At 64.1% G+C, this 17,111-nt stretch carries 19 protein-coding genes; 12 read left to right on the top strand and 7 right to left on the bottom strand.

Translation table 11 applies throughout. From position 1 onward, the window contains the following. Positions 1–12 precede the first annotated feature (12 nt). The 3 genes from ACV1FX_RS33600 to ACV1FX_RS33590 all read left to right on the top strand — a co-directional run bounded on the left by ACV1FX_RS33600 (position 13) and on the right by ACV1FX_RS33590 (position 2,743). On the top strand, positions 13–1,113 hold the full coding sequence (locus ACV1FX_RS33600; protein ID WP_473121832.1) for an ABC transporter ATP-binding protein: 1,101 nt from the start codon (positions 13–15) through the stop codon (positions 1,111–1,113). Positions 1,114–1,150: 37 nt separating this feature from the next. Further along, entirely contained in the window at positions 1,151–2,140 is a 990-nt protein-coding gene (locus tag ACV1FX_RS33595; RefSeq protein WP_473121831.1) for a hydroxyacid dehydrogenase, read from the top strand. A gap of 162 nt (positions 2,141–2,302) precedes the next feature. Beyond that, positions 2,303–2,743: a hypothetical protein gene (locus tag ACV1FX_RS33590; RefSeq protein ID WP_473121830.1), complete on the top strand. Its 441-nt coding sequence runs from the start codon at positions 2,303–2,305 to the stop codon at positions 2,741–2,743. 3 nt (positions 2,744–2,746) lie between these two features. Here ACV1FX_RS33590 and ACV1FX_RS33585 read toward each other — a convergent pair whose 3' ends face one another. Then, complete coding sequence (locus ACV1FX_RS33585; RefSeq protein ID WP_473121860.1) at positions 2,747–3,244, bottom strand: DUF1993 domain-containing protein; 498 nt, start codon at positions 3,242–3,244, stop codon at positions 2,747–2,749. Between the two features lie 103 nt (positions 3,245–3,347). On the opposite strand from ACV1FX_RS33585, the gene ACV1FX_RS33580 reads away from it, so the two are divergent. Continuing rightward, entirely contained in the window at positions 3,348–4,133 is a 786-nt protein-coding gene (locus tag ACV1FX_RS33580; RefSeq protein WP_473121829.1) for a transporter substrate-binding domain-containing protein, read from the top strand. A gap of 244 nt (positions 4,134–4,377) precedes the next feature. Next, on the top strand, positions 4,378–5,289 hold the full coding sequence (locus ACV1FX_RS33575) for a DUF2147 domain-containing protein (protein WP_473121828.1): 912 nt from the start codon (positions 4,378–4,380) through the stop codon (positions 5,287–5,289). Positions 5,290–5,300: 11 nt separating this feature from the next. Here the strand turns inward: ACV1FX_RS33575 and ACV1FX_RS33570 are convergent, their stop codons facing one another. Then, positions 5,301–6,113, bottom strand: coding sequence for a class I SAM-dependent methyltransferase (locus ACV1FX_RS33570; RefSeq protein WP_473121827.1), 813 nt, complete (start codon positions 6,111–6,113; stop codon positions 5,301–5,303). 218 nt (positions 6,114–6,331) lie between these two features. Between ACV1FX_RS33570 and ACV1FX_RS33565 the strand changes: the two genes are divergently transcribed. From ACV1FX_RS33565 to ACV1FX_RS33550, 4 genes are all read left to right on the top strand, one after another. Beyond that, positions 6,332–6,646, top strand: a complete 315-nt coding sequence (locus ACV1FX_RS33565) for a hypothetical protein (RefSeq protein WP_473121826.1) — start codon at positions 6,332–6,334, stop codon at positions 6,644–6,646. A 241-nt stretch (positions 6,647–6,887) separates the two neighbouring features. Continuing rightward, positions 6,888–8,048 carry a TAXI family TRAP transporter solute-binding subunit gene (locus ACV1FX_RS33560; RefSeq protein WP_473121825.1) on the top strand — a complete coding sequence of 387 codons (1,161 nt, stop codon included), beginning with the start codon at positions 6,888–6,890 and terminating at the stop codon, positions 8,046–8,048. Between the two features lie 21 nt (positions 8,049–8,069). Beyond that, positions 8,070–8,672, top strand: coding sequence for a hypothetical protein (locus ACV1FX_RS33555; protein WP_473121824.1), 603 nt, complete (start codon positions 8,070–8,072; stop codon positions 8,670–8,672). 276 nt (positions 8,673–8,948) lie between these two features. Next, positions 8,949–9,134 carry a hypothetical protein gene (locus tag ACV1FX_RS33550; protein ID WP_473121823.1) on the top strand — a complete coding sequence of 62 codons (186 nt, stop codon included), beginning with the start codon at positions 8,949–8,951 and terminating at the stop codon, positions 9,132–9,134. Positions 9,135–9,317: 183 nt separating this feature from the next. Here ACV1FX_RS33550 and ACV1FX_RS33545 read toward each other — a convergent pair whose 3' ends face one another. Both ACV1FX_RS33545 and ACV1FX_RS33540 read right to left on the bottom strand, forming a co-directional pair. Further along, positions 9,318–9,722, bottom strand: coding sequence for a (R)-mandelonitrile lyase (locus ACV1FX_RS33545; protein ID WP_473121822.1), 405 nt, complete (start codon positions 9,720–9,722; stop codon positions 9,318–9,320). A gap of 23 nt (positions 9,723–9,745) precedes the next feature. Then, positions 9,746–10,444, bottom strand: coding sequence for a ribonuclease activity regulator RraA (locus tag ACV1FX_RS33540; RefSeq protein WP_473121821.1), 699 nt, complete (start codon positions 10,442–10,444; stop codon positions 9,746–9,748). 236 nt (positions 10,445–10,680) lie between these two features. Between ACV1FX_RS33540 and pxpB the strand changes: the two genes are divergently transcribed. Genes pxpB through ACV1FX_RS33525 form a run of 3 tightly spaced genes read left to right on the top strand, consistent with a single transcriptional unit; the run spans position 10,681 to position 13,256 of the window. Next, positions 10,681–11,421, top strand: coding sequence for a 5-oxoprolinase subunit PxpB (gene pxpB / locus ACV1FX_RS33535; RefSeq protein ID WP_473121820.1), 741 nt, complete (start codon positions 10,681–10,683; stop codon positions 11,419–11,421). Then, positions 11,418–12,455, top strand: coding sequence for a 5-oxoprolinase subunit C family protein (locus ACV1FX_RS33530; RefSeq protein ID WP_473121819.1), 1,038 nt, complete (start codon positions 11,418–11,420; stop codon positions 12,453–12,455). The genes pxpB and ACV1FX_RS33530 overlap by 4 nt, the downstream gene beginning before the upstream one ends. A 30-nt stretch (positions 12,456–12,485) precedes the next feature. Then, positions 12,486–13,256: a LamB/YcsF family protein gene (locus ACV1FX_RS33525; RefSeq protein WP_473121818.1), complete on the top strand. Its 771-nt coding sequence runs from the start codon at positions 12,486–12,488 to the stop codon at positions 13,254–13,256. A gap of 104 nt (positions 13,257–13,360) precedes the next feature. On the opposite strand, the gene ACV1FX_RS33520 is transcribed toward ACV1FX_RS33525, so the two are convergent. From ACV1FX_RS33520 to ACV1FX_RS33510, 3 genes are all read right to left on the bottom strand, one after another. Beyond that, a complete protein-coding gene (locus tag ACV1FX_RS33520) occupies positions 13,361–13,513 on the bottom strand; it encodes a hypothetical protein (protein ID WP_473121817.1) in 153 nt (50 codons plus the stop codon). 187 nt (positions 13,514–13,700) lie between these two features. Beyond that, positions 13,701–15,308, bottom strand: a complete 1,608-nt coding sequence (locus tag ACV1FX_RS33515) for a sulfite reductase subunit alpha (protein WP_473121816.1) — start codon at positions 15,306–15,308, stop codon at positions 13,701–13,703. Continuing rightward, positions 15,305–17,107, bottom strand: a complete 1,803-nt coding sequence (locus ACV1FX_RS33510; RefSeq protein WP_473121815.1) for a NirA family protein — start codon at positions 17,105–17,107, stop codon at positions 15,305–15,307. The genes ACV1FX_RS33515 and ACV1FX_RS33510 overlap by 4 nt, the downstream gene beginning before the upstream one ends. Positions 17,108–17,111 lie beyond the last annotated feature (4 nt).

The raw sequence follows: 17,111 nt of genomic DNA, 5'->3' as shown, positions 1-17,111 counted from the left end.
GGTTGACGATTCATGGCTGACGTGTCCTTGCGGAAGGTGGTCAAGCGTTACGACGACGTCGAGGCGGTGCGCGGCATCGATCTCGACATCGCAGACCACGAGTTCATCGTGCTGGTGGGCCCGTCGGGCTGCGGCAAGTCGACGACGCTGCGCATGATCGCAGGGCTGGAGGACATCAGCGACGGCGACATCACGATCGGCGGCGACATCGTCAACGACGTCCCCCCGAAGGACCGCGACATCGCAATGGTGTTCCAGAACTACGCGCTCTATCCGCACATGACGGTGGCGGAGAACATGTCGTTCGGGTTGCGCCTGAAACACTATCCGAAGGCCGAGATCAAGGCGCGCGTGACGGAGGCCGCCCGCCTCCTCGATATCACCGACCTGATCGACCGCAAGCCGAAGCAGCTCTCCGGCGGCCAGCGCCAACGCGTCGCGATGGGGCGCGCGATCGTGCGAAATCCGAAAGTGTTTTTGTTCGACGAGCCGCTCTCCAATCTCGACGCCAAGCTGCGCGTGCAGATGCGGATCGAGATCAAGAAGGTGCATCAGAAGGTGCGCACCACAACGGTCTACGTCACCCACGACCAGGTCGAGGCGATGACGCTGGCCGACCGCGTCGTGGTCATGAACAAGGGCCGCATCGAACAGATCGGTACGCCGAACGAACTCTACCACAAGCCGGCGACGCGCTTCGTCGCGGGCTTCATCGGCTCGCCCGCGATGAATTTCGTGCCGTGCCGGCTCGAGGACGTCGGCGGCCAGCTCAATATCCGCCTGAGCGACCGCGTCACCTTCCCGCTGCCGCCGGCGCGCGCCTCGCGCTACAACACGCTGCCGCGCAGCGACAAGCTGCAGCTCGGAATCCGCCCCGAGCACATCACCGAGTCGCATGCGCATCTGGACCCCGGCGTCGAGACCTTCGACACCGTGCTCGACGTCACCGAGCCGATGGGCATGGAGACGCTGGTCTACTTCACCATGGACGGCGCTGCAGTTTGCGGCCGCGTCAATCCCAATGCCGGCGCCAAGGACGGGGCACCCATGCGTTTGGCGATGGACCTCAACAACATGCACCTGCTAAACGAGGCAACCGGCCTCGTGCTGTGATGGCCGGCCGAGAAAAGCTTCGAGCAGGTAGGGAACGATGGCGACCAACAAGAAGAAGATTTTTGTCGCGCAGACTTTGTCGCGGGGCGCACGCGCCCTCCTCACCCAGCGGGATGACATCGAGCTCGTCGAGTTCTCCAACCTGATCTCGTCTGCGGATTTCCAGGCGATGCTCGCGGCGCATGCGCCGGTTCACGGCGTGGCGCTCGGCCCGACCCGATTCGGCGAGCTCGAGCTCGAGGCATCCAAGGACATGCAGGTGGTGACGCGGATCGGCGTCGGCTACGACTCCGTCGATGTGCCCGCCCTCTCCCGCCGCAAGGTGCCGCTGATGATCGCAGGCAGCGCTAACTCGCCCTCGGTGGCGGAAGCGGCGCTGTTCATGATGCTGACGCTGGCCAAGCGCGCCCAGGAGCTGCACGCCTGCGTCAGGGACGATAGATGGGCCGACCGGCTCGGCATCCTGCCTTTCGATCTCTACGGCAAGACCGTGGTGGTCATCGGCTTTGGCCGCATCGGCAGCCGTACGGCCAAGCGCTGCCTTGCGATGGAAATGAACGTCCAGGTCTACGACCCCTACAAGCCGGCGGCCGACATCAGGACTGCCGGTTGCGAGCCGGTCACCGATCTCGACGCCGCGCTGGCCCGCGCCGACTTCGTCAGCCTCCACTGCCCGAAGACACCCGAAACCGTCGGCATGTTCAACGCGGCGCGGATCGGCCTGATGAAGCGGTCGGCCTATCTCATCAACACCGCACGCGGCGGTATCGTCGAAGAGAAGGCGCTCTACGATGCGCTCACCTCGGGCCGGCTTGCCGGCGCCGGGCTAGACGTGTTCGAGCAGGAGCCGCCGCCGGCTGGACACTCGCTGTTCGCGCTTCCGAACGTGATCATGGCGCCGCATGTGGCCGGCGTCACAGTCGAGGCGGTCGATCGCATGAGCGAGCAGACAGCGCGCAATATCCTGAGCGCGCTCGACGGCGATCCGATCCGCCAGAACGTGATCAATCAGGACGTCCTTGCCTGATCATTTTCGGAAAGACGGAAATTGCCTCGCCACGGTCAACCGGACGTCCCATTTCGGCACAATCGGGCCCAAACCTGGCCTTAATCAAAGGCAACCTAGGGTGACAGGTCGCGACCGGTCGTGGGACGGAATTGCCGGCGCGTCCTCTTGGAGGATGGACCTTTGTCAGACATCGACCCGACCGATCACGCACTGGCGACGATCGCCAGCATTCTCGAACACCCCGAGGCGCCGCCCGAGACTGAGAAGTTCGCGAGCATCGACGAGCATGCGAGTGCCGACGAGCAGCCGGTGGTCGACGAGCAGCCGCTGGTGCCGGAGCACCCGATCGACGCCGAAGGCTACAGCAAGCTCGGCCCCGGACCGATGGCGGCGCTGCGGTTCAAATGGACCGTGCAGCGCGGCGACGAGGGTCTCTACTACGTCCACGAAACCATCGGCGAGTATTCCACACCCGTGATCAGCGGACCGATGTCAGGCGATGCCGCAGTGCAGTTCGTCGACGAGCGCGAGAGCGAAGCGCATCAGCGCTTCGAGGTCCTGCGCGACGAGATCGCCAACCGCAGCTCGGTCGCCGACATCGTACGGAAAGGTGAGGCGTAAGCCTCACTTTCTGCCCAAGAAGTCCTTCTTCACGAGATCGACGCCTGCGTGCCGCAGGATGTCGTAGGCGGTCGTGACGTGGAAGAAGAATTGCGGGACCGTGAAGGTCAAGAGCAGCGAGCGTCCGGTGAAGGGCAACTCGACGCCGCTTTTCAGGCGGAAGGCGACCTCCTTCTCGCCCGCGGCATCGATCTCGGCGCGCGGCAGGCTTTCGACGAAATCGACCGCAGCCGCGATGCGCCGCTGCAGCTCAGCGAGATCAGGCTTCGCATCGCCAAACGTGATTGGCTCGCGCCCGGCAAGCAGCGCGGATCCGACAACGGCGTGGCGAACTGCCTCGCTCACCTGCTGTGCCAGATCATACATGTTCGGATAGAGCCGCATGCCCAGCAGGATCGCCGGATCGATCTTGCGCGCCTCCGCGTAGGCGGCAGCCTTGTCCAGCACCGCGGACAGGTTGCGCAGGAACGGCGCAAACATGCCGACGGAAACCTCATGCAGGGAGAGCGTCACTTCACAATTTCCTTCTCGCAAGTCCCGGACATCTGGTCTAAATCCGCAGGTTCCGGAGCAACATGACAGCTCGTGTGAGGGTGGGAAAGAGATGATCGTTCGACGACTGGCGGCGCTGGCCGCGGCGGTGGTGGTGAGCTTTGCGGCCCATGCACAGGAGACAACGTCCCCTTCCCGCCTCGATGAGATCATCAAGCGCGGCACGCTGCGCGTCGGCATGACCGGCGATTACCGGCCCTTCACCTCTCTGGACAAGGCGACGCAGAAGTTCAGCGGCTTCGACGTCGACATGGCCGAGGCGCTGGGCAAGGCGCTCGGCGTCAAGGTCGAGTACGTCCAGACCGCCTGGCCCAAGCTGATGAAGGACTTTGAGGCCGACCAGTTCGACGTCGCGATGGGCGGCATCTCCATCACCTTCGACCGCCAGAAGAAGGGCCTGTTCTCCACGCCCATCATGCGCGAGGGCAAGACCCCGATCGCACGCTGCGCCGATGTCGCGAAGTACCAGACGCTCGCCGATATCGACAAGAAGGGCACGCGCGTCATCGTCAATCCCGGCGGCACCAACGAGCGCTTCGCGCGGGCCAACATCAAGGACGCCGATATCAACGTCTTTCCGGACAACACCGCGATCTTCGACGAGATCGCCAAGGGCAATGCCGACCTGATGATGACCGACGCCTCGGAGACGCGTTACCAGCAGAAGCAGCATCAGGGCGTGCTGTGCGCGGTGCATCCGGACAAACCGTTCGATTTCTCCGAGAAGGCCTACTGGCTCCAGCGCGACGTCGCGCTGAAAGCCTTCGTCGACCAGTGGCTGCACGTCTCCATGGAGGACGGCAGCTACCAGAAAATCTATGGCGCCTGGTTCGACTAGCGCGCGCGATAACTCCTCATCGCGCTCTAATTTCTTGTTCGAGCATGAACTTTTCCGGATCATGCTCTTATCGCGCCTGTCCGCATTTCGGCTGCTTGCAGGTCAAACCTTGGACCGAGTTGGCGCGCATTGAACCAACATCGAAGGGAGCACGACTCATAGCTTGAAAGTGATCTGGATCACGTTTCGCCACGGGGCCAGGGCGTAAGCGTTGATACGGGGACGACCTGCTCAGGAGATTGCTATGAAAAAGCTGTTGGCGATGGCCGCATTTCTTTTGGCGAGCACGGCCGCGCAAGCGCAATACACCTTCGAGTATGGCGGTCGGACCATCCGCATCGACCCCGACCGCGGTACGGTGCAGATCCCCGGGGTCTACGACAACACCGGCCAGGGCAAGGCGAAAAAGGCCAAGAACGACGCCAAGAACGATGCCAAGAGCGACACGAAGGTTGCTCCCAAAACCGACACGCAGCCACCCCAGCAGGCCAAGGTCGATCCGCGACCGCAAGCCAGTCCCGCGCCGGCTCCCGTAGCGCCGCCGCCGGTTGCCGAGCAGACGCCCGCAGCGACGCAAGCTCCAACAGCCGCCGCGCCGCCTCCAGCGCCAGCCGCCCCGCCTGCTCCGCCGCCGACCACGACCGCCAACAACGCGCCGGCCGCAACCGCTGTCGTGTCTTCGCCTGCTCCGGCTCAGCAGGACGCTGCTCCCGCGCTCACGCCGCCGCCTGCTCCGCCGGCCACCGTGGCGGTTGCGCCGCCCGCGCCCCCGGCTCCGCCACCAGCCTCCGCTCCGCCTCCCGTTCAGGCGACGGCCGCTCCGGCCGCAGCGACGCCTGCGCCCACGCGCGACCTCAATTCGCCGCTTGGCGTCTGGCTCACCGAGGAGAAGGAAGGCAAGGTCCGTATCGAGCAGTGCGGCAACAATCTCTGCGGCTACTCAGTCGACGCCAAGTCGGACCAGAACGGCGAGCAGATCCTGATCAACATGAAACCGGCTCAAGGCCAGAAATGGACCGGCCGGATCGTCGATCCCAACACCGGCTCGACCTACGACTCCACGATCGCGATGCGGGGCAGCGACCGCCTGCGCGTGCAGGGCTGTGCCTTCGGCGGCATGTTCTGCGGCGGCCAGACCTGGACGCGCGTGAATTAGTTCATGTCGATCTAGGGCGTCGCCTCGATCACGTGCGCCTGGATCTTTGCGGAGATCTCGCCCTCACCATGGCGGGCGGCAATTATCTTTGCCGCGTGAGCGGTAGCAGCCTCCAGCGCGTCGGGACGCCTCGCCTCGATTTCGCCGCGGAGGGGCGTGCCCTGACAGTAGCTTATCGCGGCAAGCTGCGCTGAGATGGCCCGATTTTGATCGGACCGTGTTTCAATCGTCACGGCTGAAAACCCTGCACCCAGCACGTCGCGGCGGATCAAGGCGGTGTCGTGATAACCGTGCGGCGTGCGTGCAAGAAATCGCGGCGGATCGTCCGGAAAGAACTCGGCCAGTGCATCCGTGACGTCGGCGGCAATGACATTGTCCTCGATCCTGTCCCAGACATTGAAAATGAAAATGCCCTGCGGCTTTAGAACTCGCCGCGCCTCCTGATAGCCTTTGATGCGGTCCGGGAAGAACATCGCACCGAACTGGCAGCACACGACGTCGAACGAGTTGTCCGGAAACGGCAGTGACAGCGCGTCGGCCTGGCGCCAGTTCAGGCGCGCATCGGCGCCCTGCCGAAGCTTTGCATGGTCGAGCATCGGCTGATTGAGATCTGTTACCACGTAAGTTGCGTCCGGCGGCAAGAGAGCCGCGACCGCGCGCGTAACCGCGCCGCTTCCCGCCGCGGTTTCCAGCACGGCCTTTGGCGCGCGTACGGCGACGCGACGCGCCATGTCGTCGGCATAGCTCTGGAAAATCAGCGGAACCATATGGCGGTCGTAATTTTCCGGGACCGAACCGGCAAATACCTTGTCGGATTCAGGCATCGTATCTCCCCTCGCGAACAGCCGTTCGGGACGCAAGGCAGCAGGACACGGCCGCGGCGCCTTGTCACGTTGCGCTGCACAGCATGCCGTCCAGCGTGCGCAATGTCACGCCCACGGAATCGGAGTGACAGCCCTCACGTCGACGCGCCCGAACACGGTGGCAAGCTTCCTGCACGTTCAAACCCAGGGGCGAGTCATGAGCCATTTCCGAAGGATTTTTGATCAGCCTCCTCGCTATTGCCCTGCCGGTCGCACGGGCAAGCGCTGCGCCCCCGAGCTTCGACGGCACCTGGAACGTGCGGATCGCGTCGTCGTCAGAAGCCTGCGGCAACGGCTCGACGGTCGCCATCGGCATCAGCAATGGTCAGGTCGCATCCAGCAGCGCGGCGGTAAGTGCGTCCGGGCGCGTCGCCAACGCCGGCAATATCAGAGTCGTCTTAAGCAGCGGCATCAAGCGCGTCATGGGCTTTGGCCAGCTCGTCGGCACCTCAGGCTTCGGCACCACATGTACGGGAACGTGGAAGGCGGAATGACTCTAAACATGGCGAGGCTTGCCTGACGGTTGGCATTCTAGTCGCGGTTCGCCGATCACGCGCAGACGTGCCGGGGAACGTCGCTCCGATCGGCGCGTTGGGAAGTCCAAGCAAACCCACTCCGACCGTCATGCGACCGATGGGCGGGGGATTTGCCAGATAAGATAAGACCGCGCCAAGCGGACGTTGACGCCGCGAATAGGCTTGAACAATGAGGGTCTGCGCAGCTATGCGGGCCGGTTTGTTCACCGCACTCATTGCAGCGACCTGGCTCGGCGGACAGGTCCAGACATCCCTCGCGCAGACCCGGCCATCCGTTTCCTCCAACGAAAAGGCGAAGGTGTCTCCGCGGAAAGAAAGTGTACCCCGGAAGGAAGCTGCGAGATCTGATCCGCACACGACAGGATTTGTAACCGGCGCGGCGCAGAGCACTGAGTTTGCCATCGCTCAGGACATTGCAACGACGCTGGCCAGTGGCCAGGAGACCGGCCCTCACGGCGAGGTCGCGTTGCGGGTGCTGCCAATAGTGGGAAATGGTGGCGTTCGCAACATCATCGATATACTGAGCCTGGCAGGCGCGGACATGGCGATCGCTCCTGTCCTGCTGGCTGATCGTCTTCGAGATTCAGGAACGCTCGGAGATATCGGAAACAAGCTCGTCTACATCGCCCCGCTGTTTGTCGAAGAGTTCCACCTCCTTGCGCGGCCCGAGATCCAGAGCGTGTCGGATCTGGCGGGAAAGCGGGTCAATCTCGGCGAAGAAGGCAGTGCAGGCGCTGTCCTCGGCCGCGAGGTGCTCAACCATCTCGAGGTGAAGGTCAGCGAATCCAACCTGGCTCCGGACGCAGCACTGGAGGGAATGCGGAAGGGGCAAATCTCCGCCGCTCTGCTGGTGTCGGGCAAGCCGGTCAGTTTCCTGGTTCGCTCCGCGCAAGGCGACGGCCTTCACTTTCTCTCCATTCCTTACTCGAAGGCGTTGCTTCAGCAAGATTATCTGCCGTCGACGCTGCGCCATGAAGACTATCCAGAGATTATCGGCGCCTCTGAGAGCGTCGACACCATCGCGATCAAATGCGCGCTTTTCGCTTACAACTGGCCGATCCGCAGCGAGCGGTTTCCGCTTCTGGAACTGTTCGTGCAGACACTGTTCTCGCGGTTTCCTGAATTTCTGGGTGATGACCATCACCCCAAATGGCGAGAGGTGAATCTGGCCGCGCTGGTTCCTGGTTGGCGGCGATTTCAACCTGCGGAGCGCTGGCTCCAGCAGCAATCCGGCGGGGAAGCCGCGCTTCGCAAGGCGTTCGGTCGTTTCCTCGAGCAAAAACCGATCAGCAATCCGCCTGACCGCGAACAATTGTTCCAGGACTTTATGCGATGGCGAGAACGCCAGCAGGGCCGATGACCCAAGCACTGGGAGGTCTTGATGCGCAATTCACTGGTGACCGGAGCCTTGGTCACGTTGCTTGCATTGACTGCCGACGTCAGGCAGCCGGCCGCGCAACTTTTTCCATTCGAGCAGCCGGCTCCGCAGACGCTCGCTCCAACTACGCTGCCATCGACCGACGATAATGGGAAAGCCAACACCGGGAAAGCCAAGGCGGTAACTCGTCATGACGGCAAACCGCATACTCGCCCGGACGGCAAACCACACAAAAGGCTCTACGTCGCTGCCTTACAGCCAAATCAGCGGAGGATCGCCGAAACGAAGGGATACAAGCGCGTCAGCGACCTCGTGAACTTCCCGAAATTCTTTCCCGGCTTGGGCATTCTCTTTGTCAAACCCGACACTCTGCCGCTAGGGCCTTTCCTGTGCTTTGATCGCAGGGATCGCCTGGTGGCGAGCGTGTATATGGTGCCCATCAAGGATATCGACGATCACAAGTCGTTGGAGGCGCTGGGCTTCGCTGGACGGGTTGACCACGTCAACATCTACTTCAACCCGGGTCACCCTGGCGTGGACGTGCCCCACTACCACTTCGTGGTCTGGCACGTGAGCAAGAAGGAGGAAGCGCGGGTCGCGAAATAGCTTACGTCACCTTGAGAGCGATGAATCATCACCACCAGCTTGCGTTTGCTCATGGAAAAAGTTCTCGCCTATACGATTTCGGGTTTCATCGTCGGCTTCGGCATCTGGATCCTTGTTGCTGGCCTGGACTCCAGCACACCCGCACTCCGGTCGTGCGCTGCCCTGTTGCCCATCGCAATCGGGCTTTTGAGCGCTTTCGGGGACATTTAGAGATGGTCCGGCAGGAACCAGGACCGCCCCCGCGGCCTTGGTTCTTGGGTGGGGAGATTTTGCCCGATGGACCTTACCGCAACCGAGCGCGATTTCCTGAGACGGCTAGCTTTCGAGGCCTGGACCAGCCCACCGCTGTTCGACCATGAAATCGTCGTCCGACTCGTGGAATTCGGACTCGTTGAGACGGAACCACTGGTTTCAGGCGAAGTCGAATACCGGATCACCGATGCGGGCCGCGACGCTTTGTGAGCGGCGCCTCTGACGGCGCCACAAATGCGCAGGACTTGGACAAGCTCGCGAGTCCCGGACGCGTTGCAGCGCGCAGAATTGCTCCGCAGAGCCGGCCAGTAATCGTGGTGCCGTCGAGAATTCTAGGCCCCGGATCGGCGATGCATCGCCACGAGGCGATGCATCTTGTCCAGGAGCACGTTGCTAGCCCACCGGCGCTGAATATTCCGCGTCGGTCACCGGCTCCAGCCAAGTCGAATAGACGCCGTCGAGCGCTTCCTGCATGGCGATGTGTGTCATGCCGTTGGTGGGCGAAGCGCCATGCCAGTGCAATTCGTTCGGCGGAATCCAGACGGTGTCGCCGGGGCGGATTTCCCTGATCGGGCCGCCCTTGGCCTGGACGCGGCCGACGCCGGAGATGACGTAGAGCGTCTGCCCGAGCGGATGGTGATGCCAGTTGGTGCGCGCGCCGGGCTCGAACGAGACGCGCGAGCAGTTCAGCCGTGCAGGCGCGGGCGCCATGATGACGGGGTCCTGCAACACCGTGCCGGTGAAGTTCTCCTTGGGCGCGCGGCGGGTCGGCCGCGTGCCTGCGACATGAATATCCATGGGATACCTCGCTTGGTTTCTCGTTACTTCTTGCTCGCGGCGTAGCGCGCCTTGGTCTCGGCGTTCATGGGATAGAGGCCCGGCAGGACGGCGCCATTGTTCACTTCATTGACGATCCAGGCTTCCATCCGCTCCTGCTCGACGCCCTCGTTGAGCACGTGCTCGAGCATAGCCTGCGGAATCAGCACACAGCCGTCCTGGTCCGCGACGACGATGTCGTTCGGAAACACGGCAACGCCGCCGCAGCCGACCGGCTCGCCCCAGCCGACGAAGGTCAGGCCCGCGACCGACGGCGGCGCAGCGTAGCCGTCGCACCACACCGGAAGGTTGGTGCCGAGCACGCCCTCGACGTCACGCACGACGCCGTCGGTGACGAGCGCGGTGACACCGCGCTTGACCATGCGCGCGCAGAGGATGTCGCCGAAAATGCCGGCATCGGTGATGCCCATGGCGTCGACCACGGTGATGCAGCCCTCCGGCATTGCCTCGATCGCGGTGCGGGTCGAGATTGGGGAGGACCAGGATTCCGGCGTCGCCAGATCCTCGCGCGCCGGCACGAAGCGCAGCGTGAAGGCCGGGCCGACCAGCCGCGGCAACCCCGGACGCAGCGGACGCGCGCCGCGCATCCAGACATTGCGCAGGCCCTTCTTCAGGAGGACCGTGGTGATGGTGGCGGTGGTGATGCCGGCGAGGGTCTTGCGGGCTTCGGGGGACAGCGACATGGACGAGAACGAGCTCCGGGTGGGCGGGAAAGAAGTTGCGCATCTTGCGGTGTGCGCGGCGTCCGTCAAGGCCAAAGGAGAAGGCACGCAACACTGTTATGCGATGCGATAACAAGGCTTTATCGCTAGCCGCTGAATTAATTTATTGGACTTGCGGGCGCATTTACGCGAAGCAAAGGGGCAGCGGGAACCAAGGGAGTCTCCTGCGACTTCCAAAAGGCCGATTTCGACAGCTCATGGCAGCGACGCTTGCTCCGACCCTCGCCCCACCCCGCCTTCTGCCCAGTGGCGACAGTGCCGTCACGGTCGAGTTCAGCCGCACCATCGACAATGCCGCAAACCAGCGCGTGCTGGCGCTCGACCGGGCGCTCACCGAAGCCGGCATCGAAGGCGTCACCGAGGCGGTGCCGACCTATCGCTCTCTGCTGGTGCACTACGATCCCGGCCGGATCGGCTTCGATGCGTTGGGCGAAAAGCTGCTCGCGCTTGCAAGCCAGCCGCAACCGCCCACGGCAAAGGCGCGCCGCTGGCGCATTCCCGTGGCCTATGGCGGCGAGCACGGCATCGATCTCGAGGATGTCGCCAAGACGCTGAACACCACGCCCGACGACATCATCGCGCGCCACGTCGCCGGCGACTACCGCGTCGCCATGATCGGCTTCACCCCAGGCTGGTCCTATCTCAGCGGCCTGGCGAAATCCCTGCACTTGTCGCGGCGGCAGAATCCGCGGCTCTTGACGCCCGCCGGAACGATCGCGATCGGCGGCGTGCAGACGGGCGTGCAATGCCTTGCCGGTCCGAGCGGCTGGCACCTGTTGGGGCGCACCCCCGTGCGGACCTATCAGCTCCACCGGAATCCCACCTTCCTTACCGAACCCGGTGATCGCGTGACGTTTTTTGCCGTCGACCATAAGACCTTTGCGGAGCAGGACCGGGCGGCCGAAGCTGGCGAGATCATTGCGGAGCTGACGCCATGAGCCGGCTCATTGTCGCCAGCATCGGGCCGGCCAGCTCCGTCCAGGACGGCGGCCGGCCGGGCTCGCAGCGCTATGGCCTCACGCCGAGCGGCGCGATGGACCGGCTGGCGCTGGCAGCCGCCAACTGCCTGGTCGGCAACGAGCTGTTCGCAGCCGCCGTCGAGATCGGCCCGTTCGGTGCCTCCTTCATCGCGCGCGACGGCTCGGTGCGTGTCGCCCTCGCGGGGGCGCCGCGCAATGTCGATATCGCCGGCAAGCCCGTCGCGCTTGAAACATCGTTGACGCTGAAGGATGGGGAGACGCTCACGCTCGGCTTCGCCCGCGGCGGCGCGTTCAGCTACCTCACGATCGAAGGGGCTATCCAAGGCGAGCCGGTGTTCGGCAGTCTCGCGGTCAACGCCCGCGCCGGGCTTGGCAGCCCCTACCCGCGCCCGCTCCAGGCCGGCGACGAGTTCAGTGTCGCGGCCGCCAGCGGCGGGCCGGAGCAGCGGATCGAGCTGCCGAAGCCATTGAGTGGTCCGATCCGCGTCGTGCTGGGTCCGCAGGACGACGAGTTCGATGACGCCAACAAGGCGCTGTTCCTGTCGAGCGACTGGAAGATCTCGGCAACGTCAGACCGCATGGGCTACCGGCTCGAAGGTCCCGCGATCAAGCATCTGCACGGCCACAACATCGTTTCCGATGGCACGGTTAACGGCAGCATCCAGGTGCCCGGCAATGGCGCGCCGATCGTCCTGATGATGGACCGCGGCACCAGCGGCGGCTATCCGAAGATCGCGACCGTCATCTCCGCCGATCTCGGCCGCCTCGCCCAGACCTCGGCCGGCACCGCGTTCCGCTTCAAGGCGGTCAGCATAGCGGAAGGGCAGGAGGAGGCGAAAAAATTCGCACAGCTCCTGCGCAGCCTGCCCGACCGCTTGCGCGCGGCGGACACCTCAGAACTCAACATCGACGCGCTGCACGATGCTAACGTCGCGGGCTACGCGGTGAACGCCGTCGACGCCGGGACGTGGCAGGTTTCGGCGGAGCCGTAACCGACAAGAAGATGAGAGGCGGAGAGCACCATGACGACGATCGATCTCAACTGCGACCTCGGTGAGGGATTCGGCGCCTGGGAGATGGGCAACGATGCAGCGATGCTCGAACTCGCGACCTCGGTCAACGTCGCCTGCGGCTTTCATGCCGGCGATCCCGACATCATGCGGCGGACGGTGGAGCTTGCAAAGGCGCGCGGCGTCTCGATCGGCGCCCATCCCGGGTATCGCGACCTGCACGGCTTTGGGCGGCATCCGATCGTCGGGCTGAAATCCTCCGAGATCGAGAACCTCGTCGCCTACCAGATCGGCGCGCTCCAGGCGCTCGCGACCGCGGCCGGCCACAAGGTTACGCATGTGAAGGCGCACGGCGCGCTCTCCAATGTCGCCTGCGAGGACGACGTGACAGCAAGGGCGATCGCGGCCGGCATCAAGGCCGTCGATCCCTCGCTGATCTTCGTCGTGCTCGCCAATTCAAAACTGGTGAAGGCCGGCGAAGACGCGAACCTGCCGATGGTGCATGAGGTGTTCGCCGACCGCGCCTATGAGGACGACGGCAACCTGGTCTCGCGCAAGAAACCTGGGGCGGTGTTGCACGACGCCAAGGCGATCGCGGATCGCGTCGTGCGCATGGTGCAGGACGGCGCCGTGATCTCGGTCACCGGCAAGGTCATCAAGATGCGGATGGACACGGTATGCATCCACGGCGACACGCAAGGTGCGGTGGATATCGCGCGCAATCTGCGTCAGGCGTTGAAGGATGCCGGGATTGCGGTGGCGCCGTTCAAGCGCGCCGCGTGATGTAAGGTCTGTAGGGTGGGTTGGCCGAAGGCGTAACCCACCACTTCTCTCTTCGCGGAAAGCAAAAGAGGTGGGTTACGCTTCGCTAACCCACCTACGAATTCTCAGAACGGGTGCACCGACAGCGTGCCGAAGACGATGGCCGCGATAACCGCAAATGCACTGTAAAGGGCAACATGGTGCATGCTTGCCCCGGTCCGCCGCGAGAGCGAGCGCGCGTAGAGATGCAGCCTGGCTTCCGCCGATAGTTCGCGCATGGTCGATCTCCAACGCCCCATTTGCGGAGATATGAAGGAGCAATCGGGGCGGCGGACAAGGTGCCGGCAGAAATAGCGACGGCGGTTCTCTCCGGAAGCGCCATCGCAGAGGGAAATTCTCTTCACCGCCGGGTTCCGAGAATCTTATTCGTTCAACCTTTAGGCCAATGGAACCGGTTCCCGCGCACTAATAAACATCCGCCTGGAACCTGCCCTTCTTTTTGAGGTCGGCCACGAAGCTCACGGCCTCGTCGGTCGAACGCGCGCCGAACTGGGCGACGATGTCGACCAGCGCACGCTCGACGTCCTTGGCCATGCGCTTGGCATCGCCGCAGATGTAGAGATGCGCGCCTTCGGCCAGCCACGTCCACACCTCGCGGCCGAGCTCGCGCATGCGGTCCTGCACGTAAAACTTCTTCTCGCCGTCGCGCGACCAGGCGAGAGAGAGGCGGGTCAGCAGGCCGGAGGTCTTCAGCGCGTTGAGCTCATCGCGATAGAAGAAATCGCAGTCGCTGCGCTGATGGCCGAAGAACAACCAGTTCTTGCCCGGCGCGCCGGTCGCCTTGCGGTCGAGCAGGAAGGCGCGGAACGGAGCGACGCCGGTGCCGGGACCCACCATGATGATCGGTGTCTTGGGGTCCTGCGGCAAGGCAAAGCCGTGCGCCTTCTGCACATAGACGTTCAGCTTCTCGCCCTCGGTGATGCGCTCGCCGAGGAAGGTCGAGGCAACGCCGAGGCGCTTGCGCTTGCCGATGACGTAGCGCACGGAATCGACGGTCAGCGACAGCTTTCCGGGCGTCGCATTGTGCGAGGACGAGATCGAGTAGAGCCGCGGCTGCAGGGGCTCGAGCGCCTCGACGAAGGCTTCGGGATGCGGACGGCAGCCGGAGAACTTTTGCAGCGCCGCCATGACGTCGAGCGTGGCGGCATCGCCATCGGGATCCTCGCCCTGCGCCAGCGCCCGCGCCTTCTCGCGCTGCGCGCCGCCGGTGATGAAGGACAGCAGCTCGAACAGCTTATCCGGCGCCGGCGACAGCGAGACGTCCTCGACCAGCGCTTGGCGCAACGTCTTGCCGTTAACCTGCGTGGTATGGGAGGCACCGAGCAGCGCGATGATCTGGTCGACGAGACCGAGATCGTTGCGCGCGAACACGCCGAAGGAATCGCCGACGACATAGTCGAGCTTGCTCTCGGAGAGATCGAACTCGATGTGATAGGTCTCCTTCTCGGAGCCCTGCTTGTTGAGGAGGCGCCTCGACAGAAACACGGCTTCAGCCGGATTTTCACGGACGCGGCCCAGTTCGCCCTTCACTTCCGGCGCGGCGGCTGCCGGAGCAGCAGCGCCCGCGGCAGGCTTCGCGGCCGGTGCCTTGTCGAGCTCCTCGAAGAGCTGCTTCAGCATCCGCGCCGTCTCCTTGCCGCCGGGAGCGCAAAGGTTGAGGCGGGCTTCGCTCTTCTTGGCAATGGCGTCGGAATAGTCGGCGCAGTTGTAACCGCACTGGCCACAGTCTTGCTGCGCCATCGCCGCCATCATGCGGCGGCGGAGCGGACGCCCATCCGCAAGCTTCATGCGATCGCCGATCGGCATCGCCGGATCGTGCCAGGGCGCCTCGCCATCATCGCCATCGCCCTGCGGCGCGAGCACAGCACCGTTTTCGGCGGGCGACAGCGGCGTCGAGCCGTCAAGGCCGAACATGCCCACGAGAAATCCATTCAGCCACAGCCGCTGCCCTTCGCTGAAGGGCGCGTTCGGCGGGATGATCTCGAGTTTCGGTGGGACAGGCATCTGGGTCATGCTGTTGCTTCCGCTCCGGCCAGTTTGCGCAGGGCTTCGCCGTCATGGCGACGAGAGAAGGTAAGGAACGTTTCTTCCGGCGAGGCGCGGTTGGCGAGATAGGCCTTCAAGAGACCCTCGACGAGCCTGGGCGCGTCCTCGGCCTTCACGTCGTGATAGACCTCCTGCCCGATGTCAGCATCGGGACCGAAACCGCCGCCGGTGAAGAGGTGATAGCCCTCGACGGTGTCCTCTTCCGTCGCACCGGGCACCTTGGCCGCGATCAGGCCGATGTCGGAGATGTAGTGCTGCGCACAGGAGTGGTGGCAACCGGTCAGATGGATATTGAGCGGCGTGTCGAGCTTCACGTGTTCGTCGCACCAGTCGCCGATCGCAGCCGCATGGCGCTTGGTGTCGGAAGCCGCGAACTTGCAGCCGGCATTGCCGGTGCAGGCGATCAGACCGGCGCGCACTTGCGAGACCTGCGTGGCGAGGCCGAGCTTCTCGACGGCCGCGGTCACCAGCGCGACGTTCTCGTCGCGCACGCCTGAGATCAGAAAATTCTGCCAGACGGTCAAGCGGATATCGCCGTCACCGAGATCCTGCGCGATCCTGCCGATGCCGCGCATCTGCTCGCAGGTCAGCTTGCCGACCGGGAGCGCGACGCCGACCCAGTTGAGCCCCGCCTGCTTCTGCTTGTGCACGCCGATATGGGCCATGCGGTCAAATGCCGGGCGCGGTGCCATCGCATCCGCCGGCACGCGCGTGAAGGGCTTCTTCAGCCGTTCCTCGACGAGCTTGAGGAATTGATCGTGCCCCATGTTGTCGAGCACATATTTCAGCCGTGCCTTGGTGCGGTTGGTGCGGTCGCCATGCTCGATGAAGACGCGCACGATGGCGTCGGCAACTGCTGTGGCGTCCTCGGGACGAACGACGATGTCAGAATATTTCGCAAAGTCCTTGTGGCCGGTGATGCCGCCGATGCCGAGCCGGAACCAGACGCCGGCGTCGACGCCAAATCCGCCCTTCACCTCCACCGCGGAGAACGCGATATCGTTGGTTTCCTCCAGCACCGCGACGCGGCCCGCGCCATCGAAAGCGACGTTGAACTTGCGCGGCAGGCCGTAGAGCGAGCGGTCGTTGAGGATGTGGTAGTGCCACTCGCGCGCATAGGGGCGCGTGTCGAGCAGCTCCTGCGGATCGATGCCAGCGGTCGGCGTGCCCGTGACGTTGCGGATGTTGTCCGCGCCGGAGCCGCGTGAGCACAGGCCGATGTCCTGGATGCCTTCGATCAGCGCGACCGCGTTCTTCGGCTCGATCTCGCGGATCTGGAAGTTGGCACGCGTAGTCACGTGGGTGTAGCCACCGCCATAAGCTTCGGCCAGATCGGCAAGGCCCGACATCTGCCAGTGCTTCAGGATGCCGTTCGGAATGCGCAGTCGCGCCATATAGGAGGTCTGCGCCGGCGCAACCCAGAAGATGCCGTAATAGCGCCAGCGGAAATTGTCCGCCGGCGTCGGGTTGGCGTTGTTGCGGGCCTGGTCCTTCAGCCGCTCATAGCCGTCGAAAGGATGAAGCTCCCGCTTGAACTTCTCCTGATCGGCAAGCTTCTTGCCGGAGGCCGTGACCTTATCCTGCGCCTTGAACGCCGCGGCATCGGGCCCCGTCGGCTCCGACGGCGCGTTGCCGCCGGCCGCGGGAGCGCCGCCTGCGACGAAGGCGCGGCCGACACGTCCGACCTGGAGGCCGGACATGAAGCCTTCGAGATAGCGCTTCTGCTCGTCGGAGAAGTCGGCCGTGGGTGCTGTGTCGAGTTTCATGGGG

This window comes from Bradyrhizobium ingae, assembly GCF_055791185.1.
The sequence above is the reverse complement of the archived record's forward strand: the minus strand, read 5'-3'. Positions and strand labels throughout refer to the sequence as shown.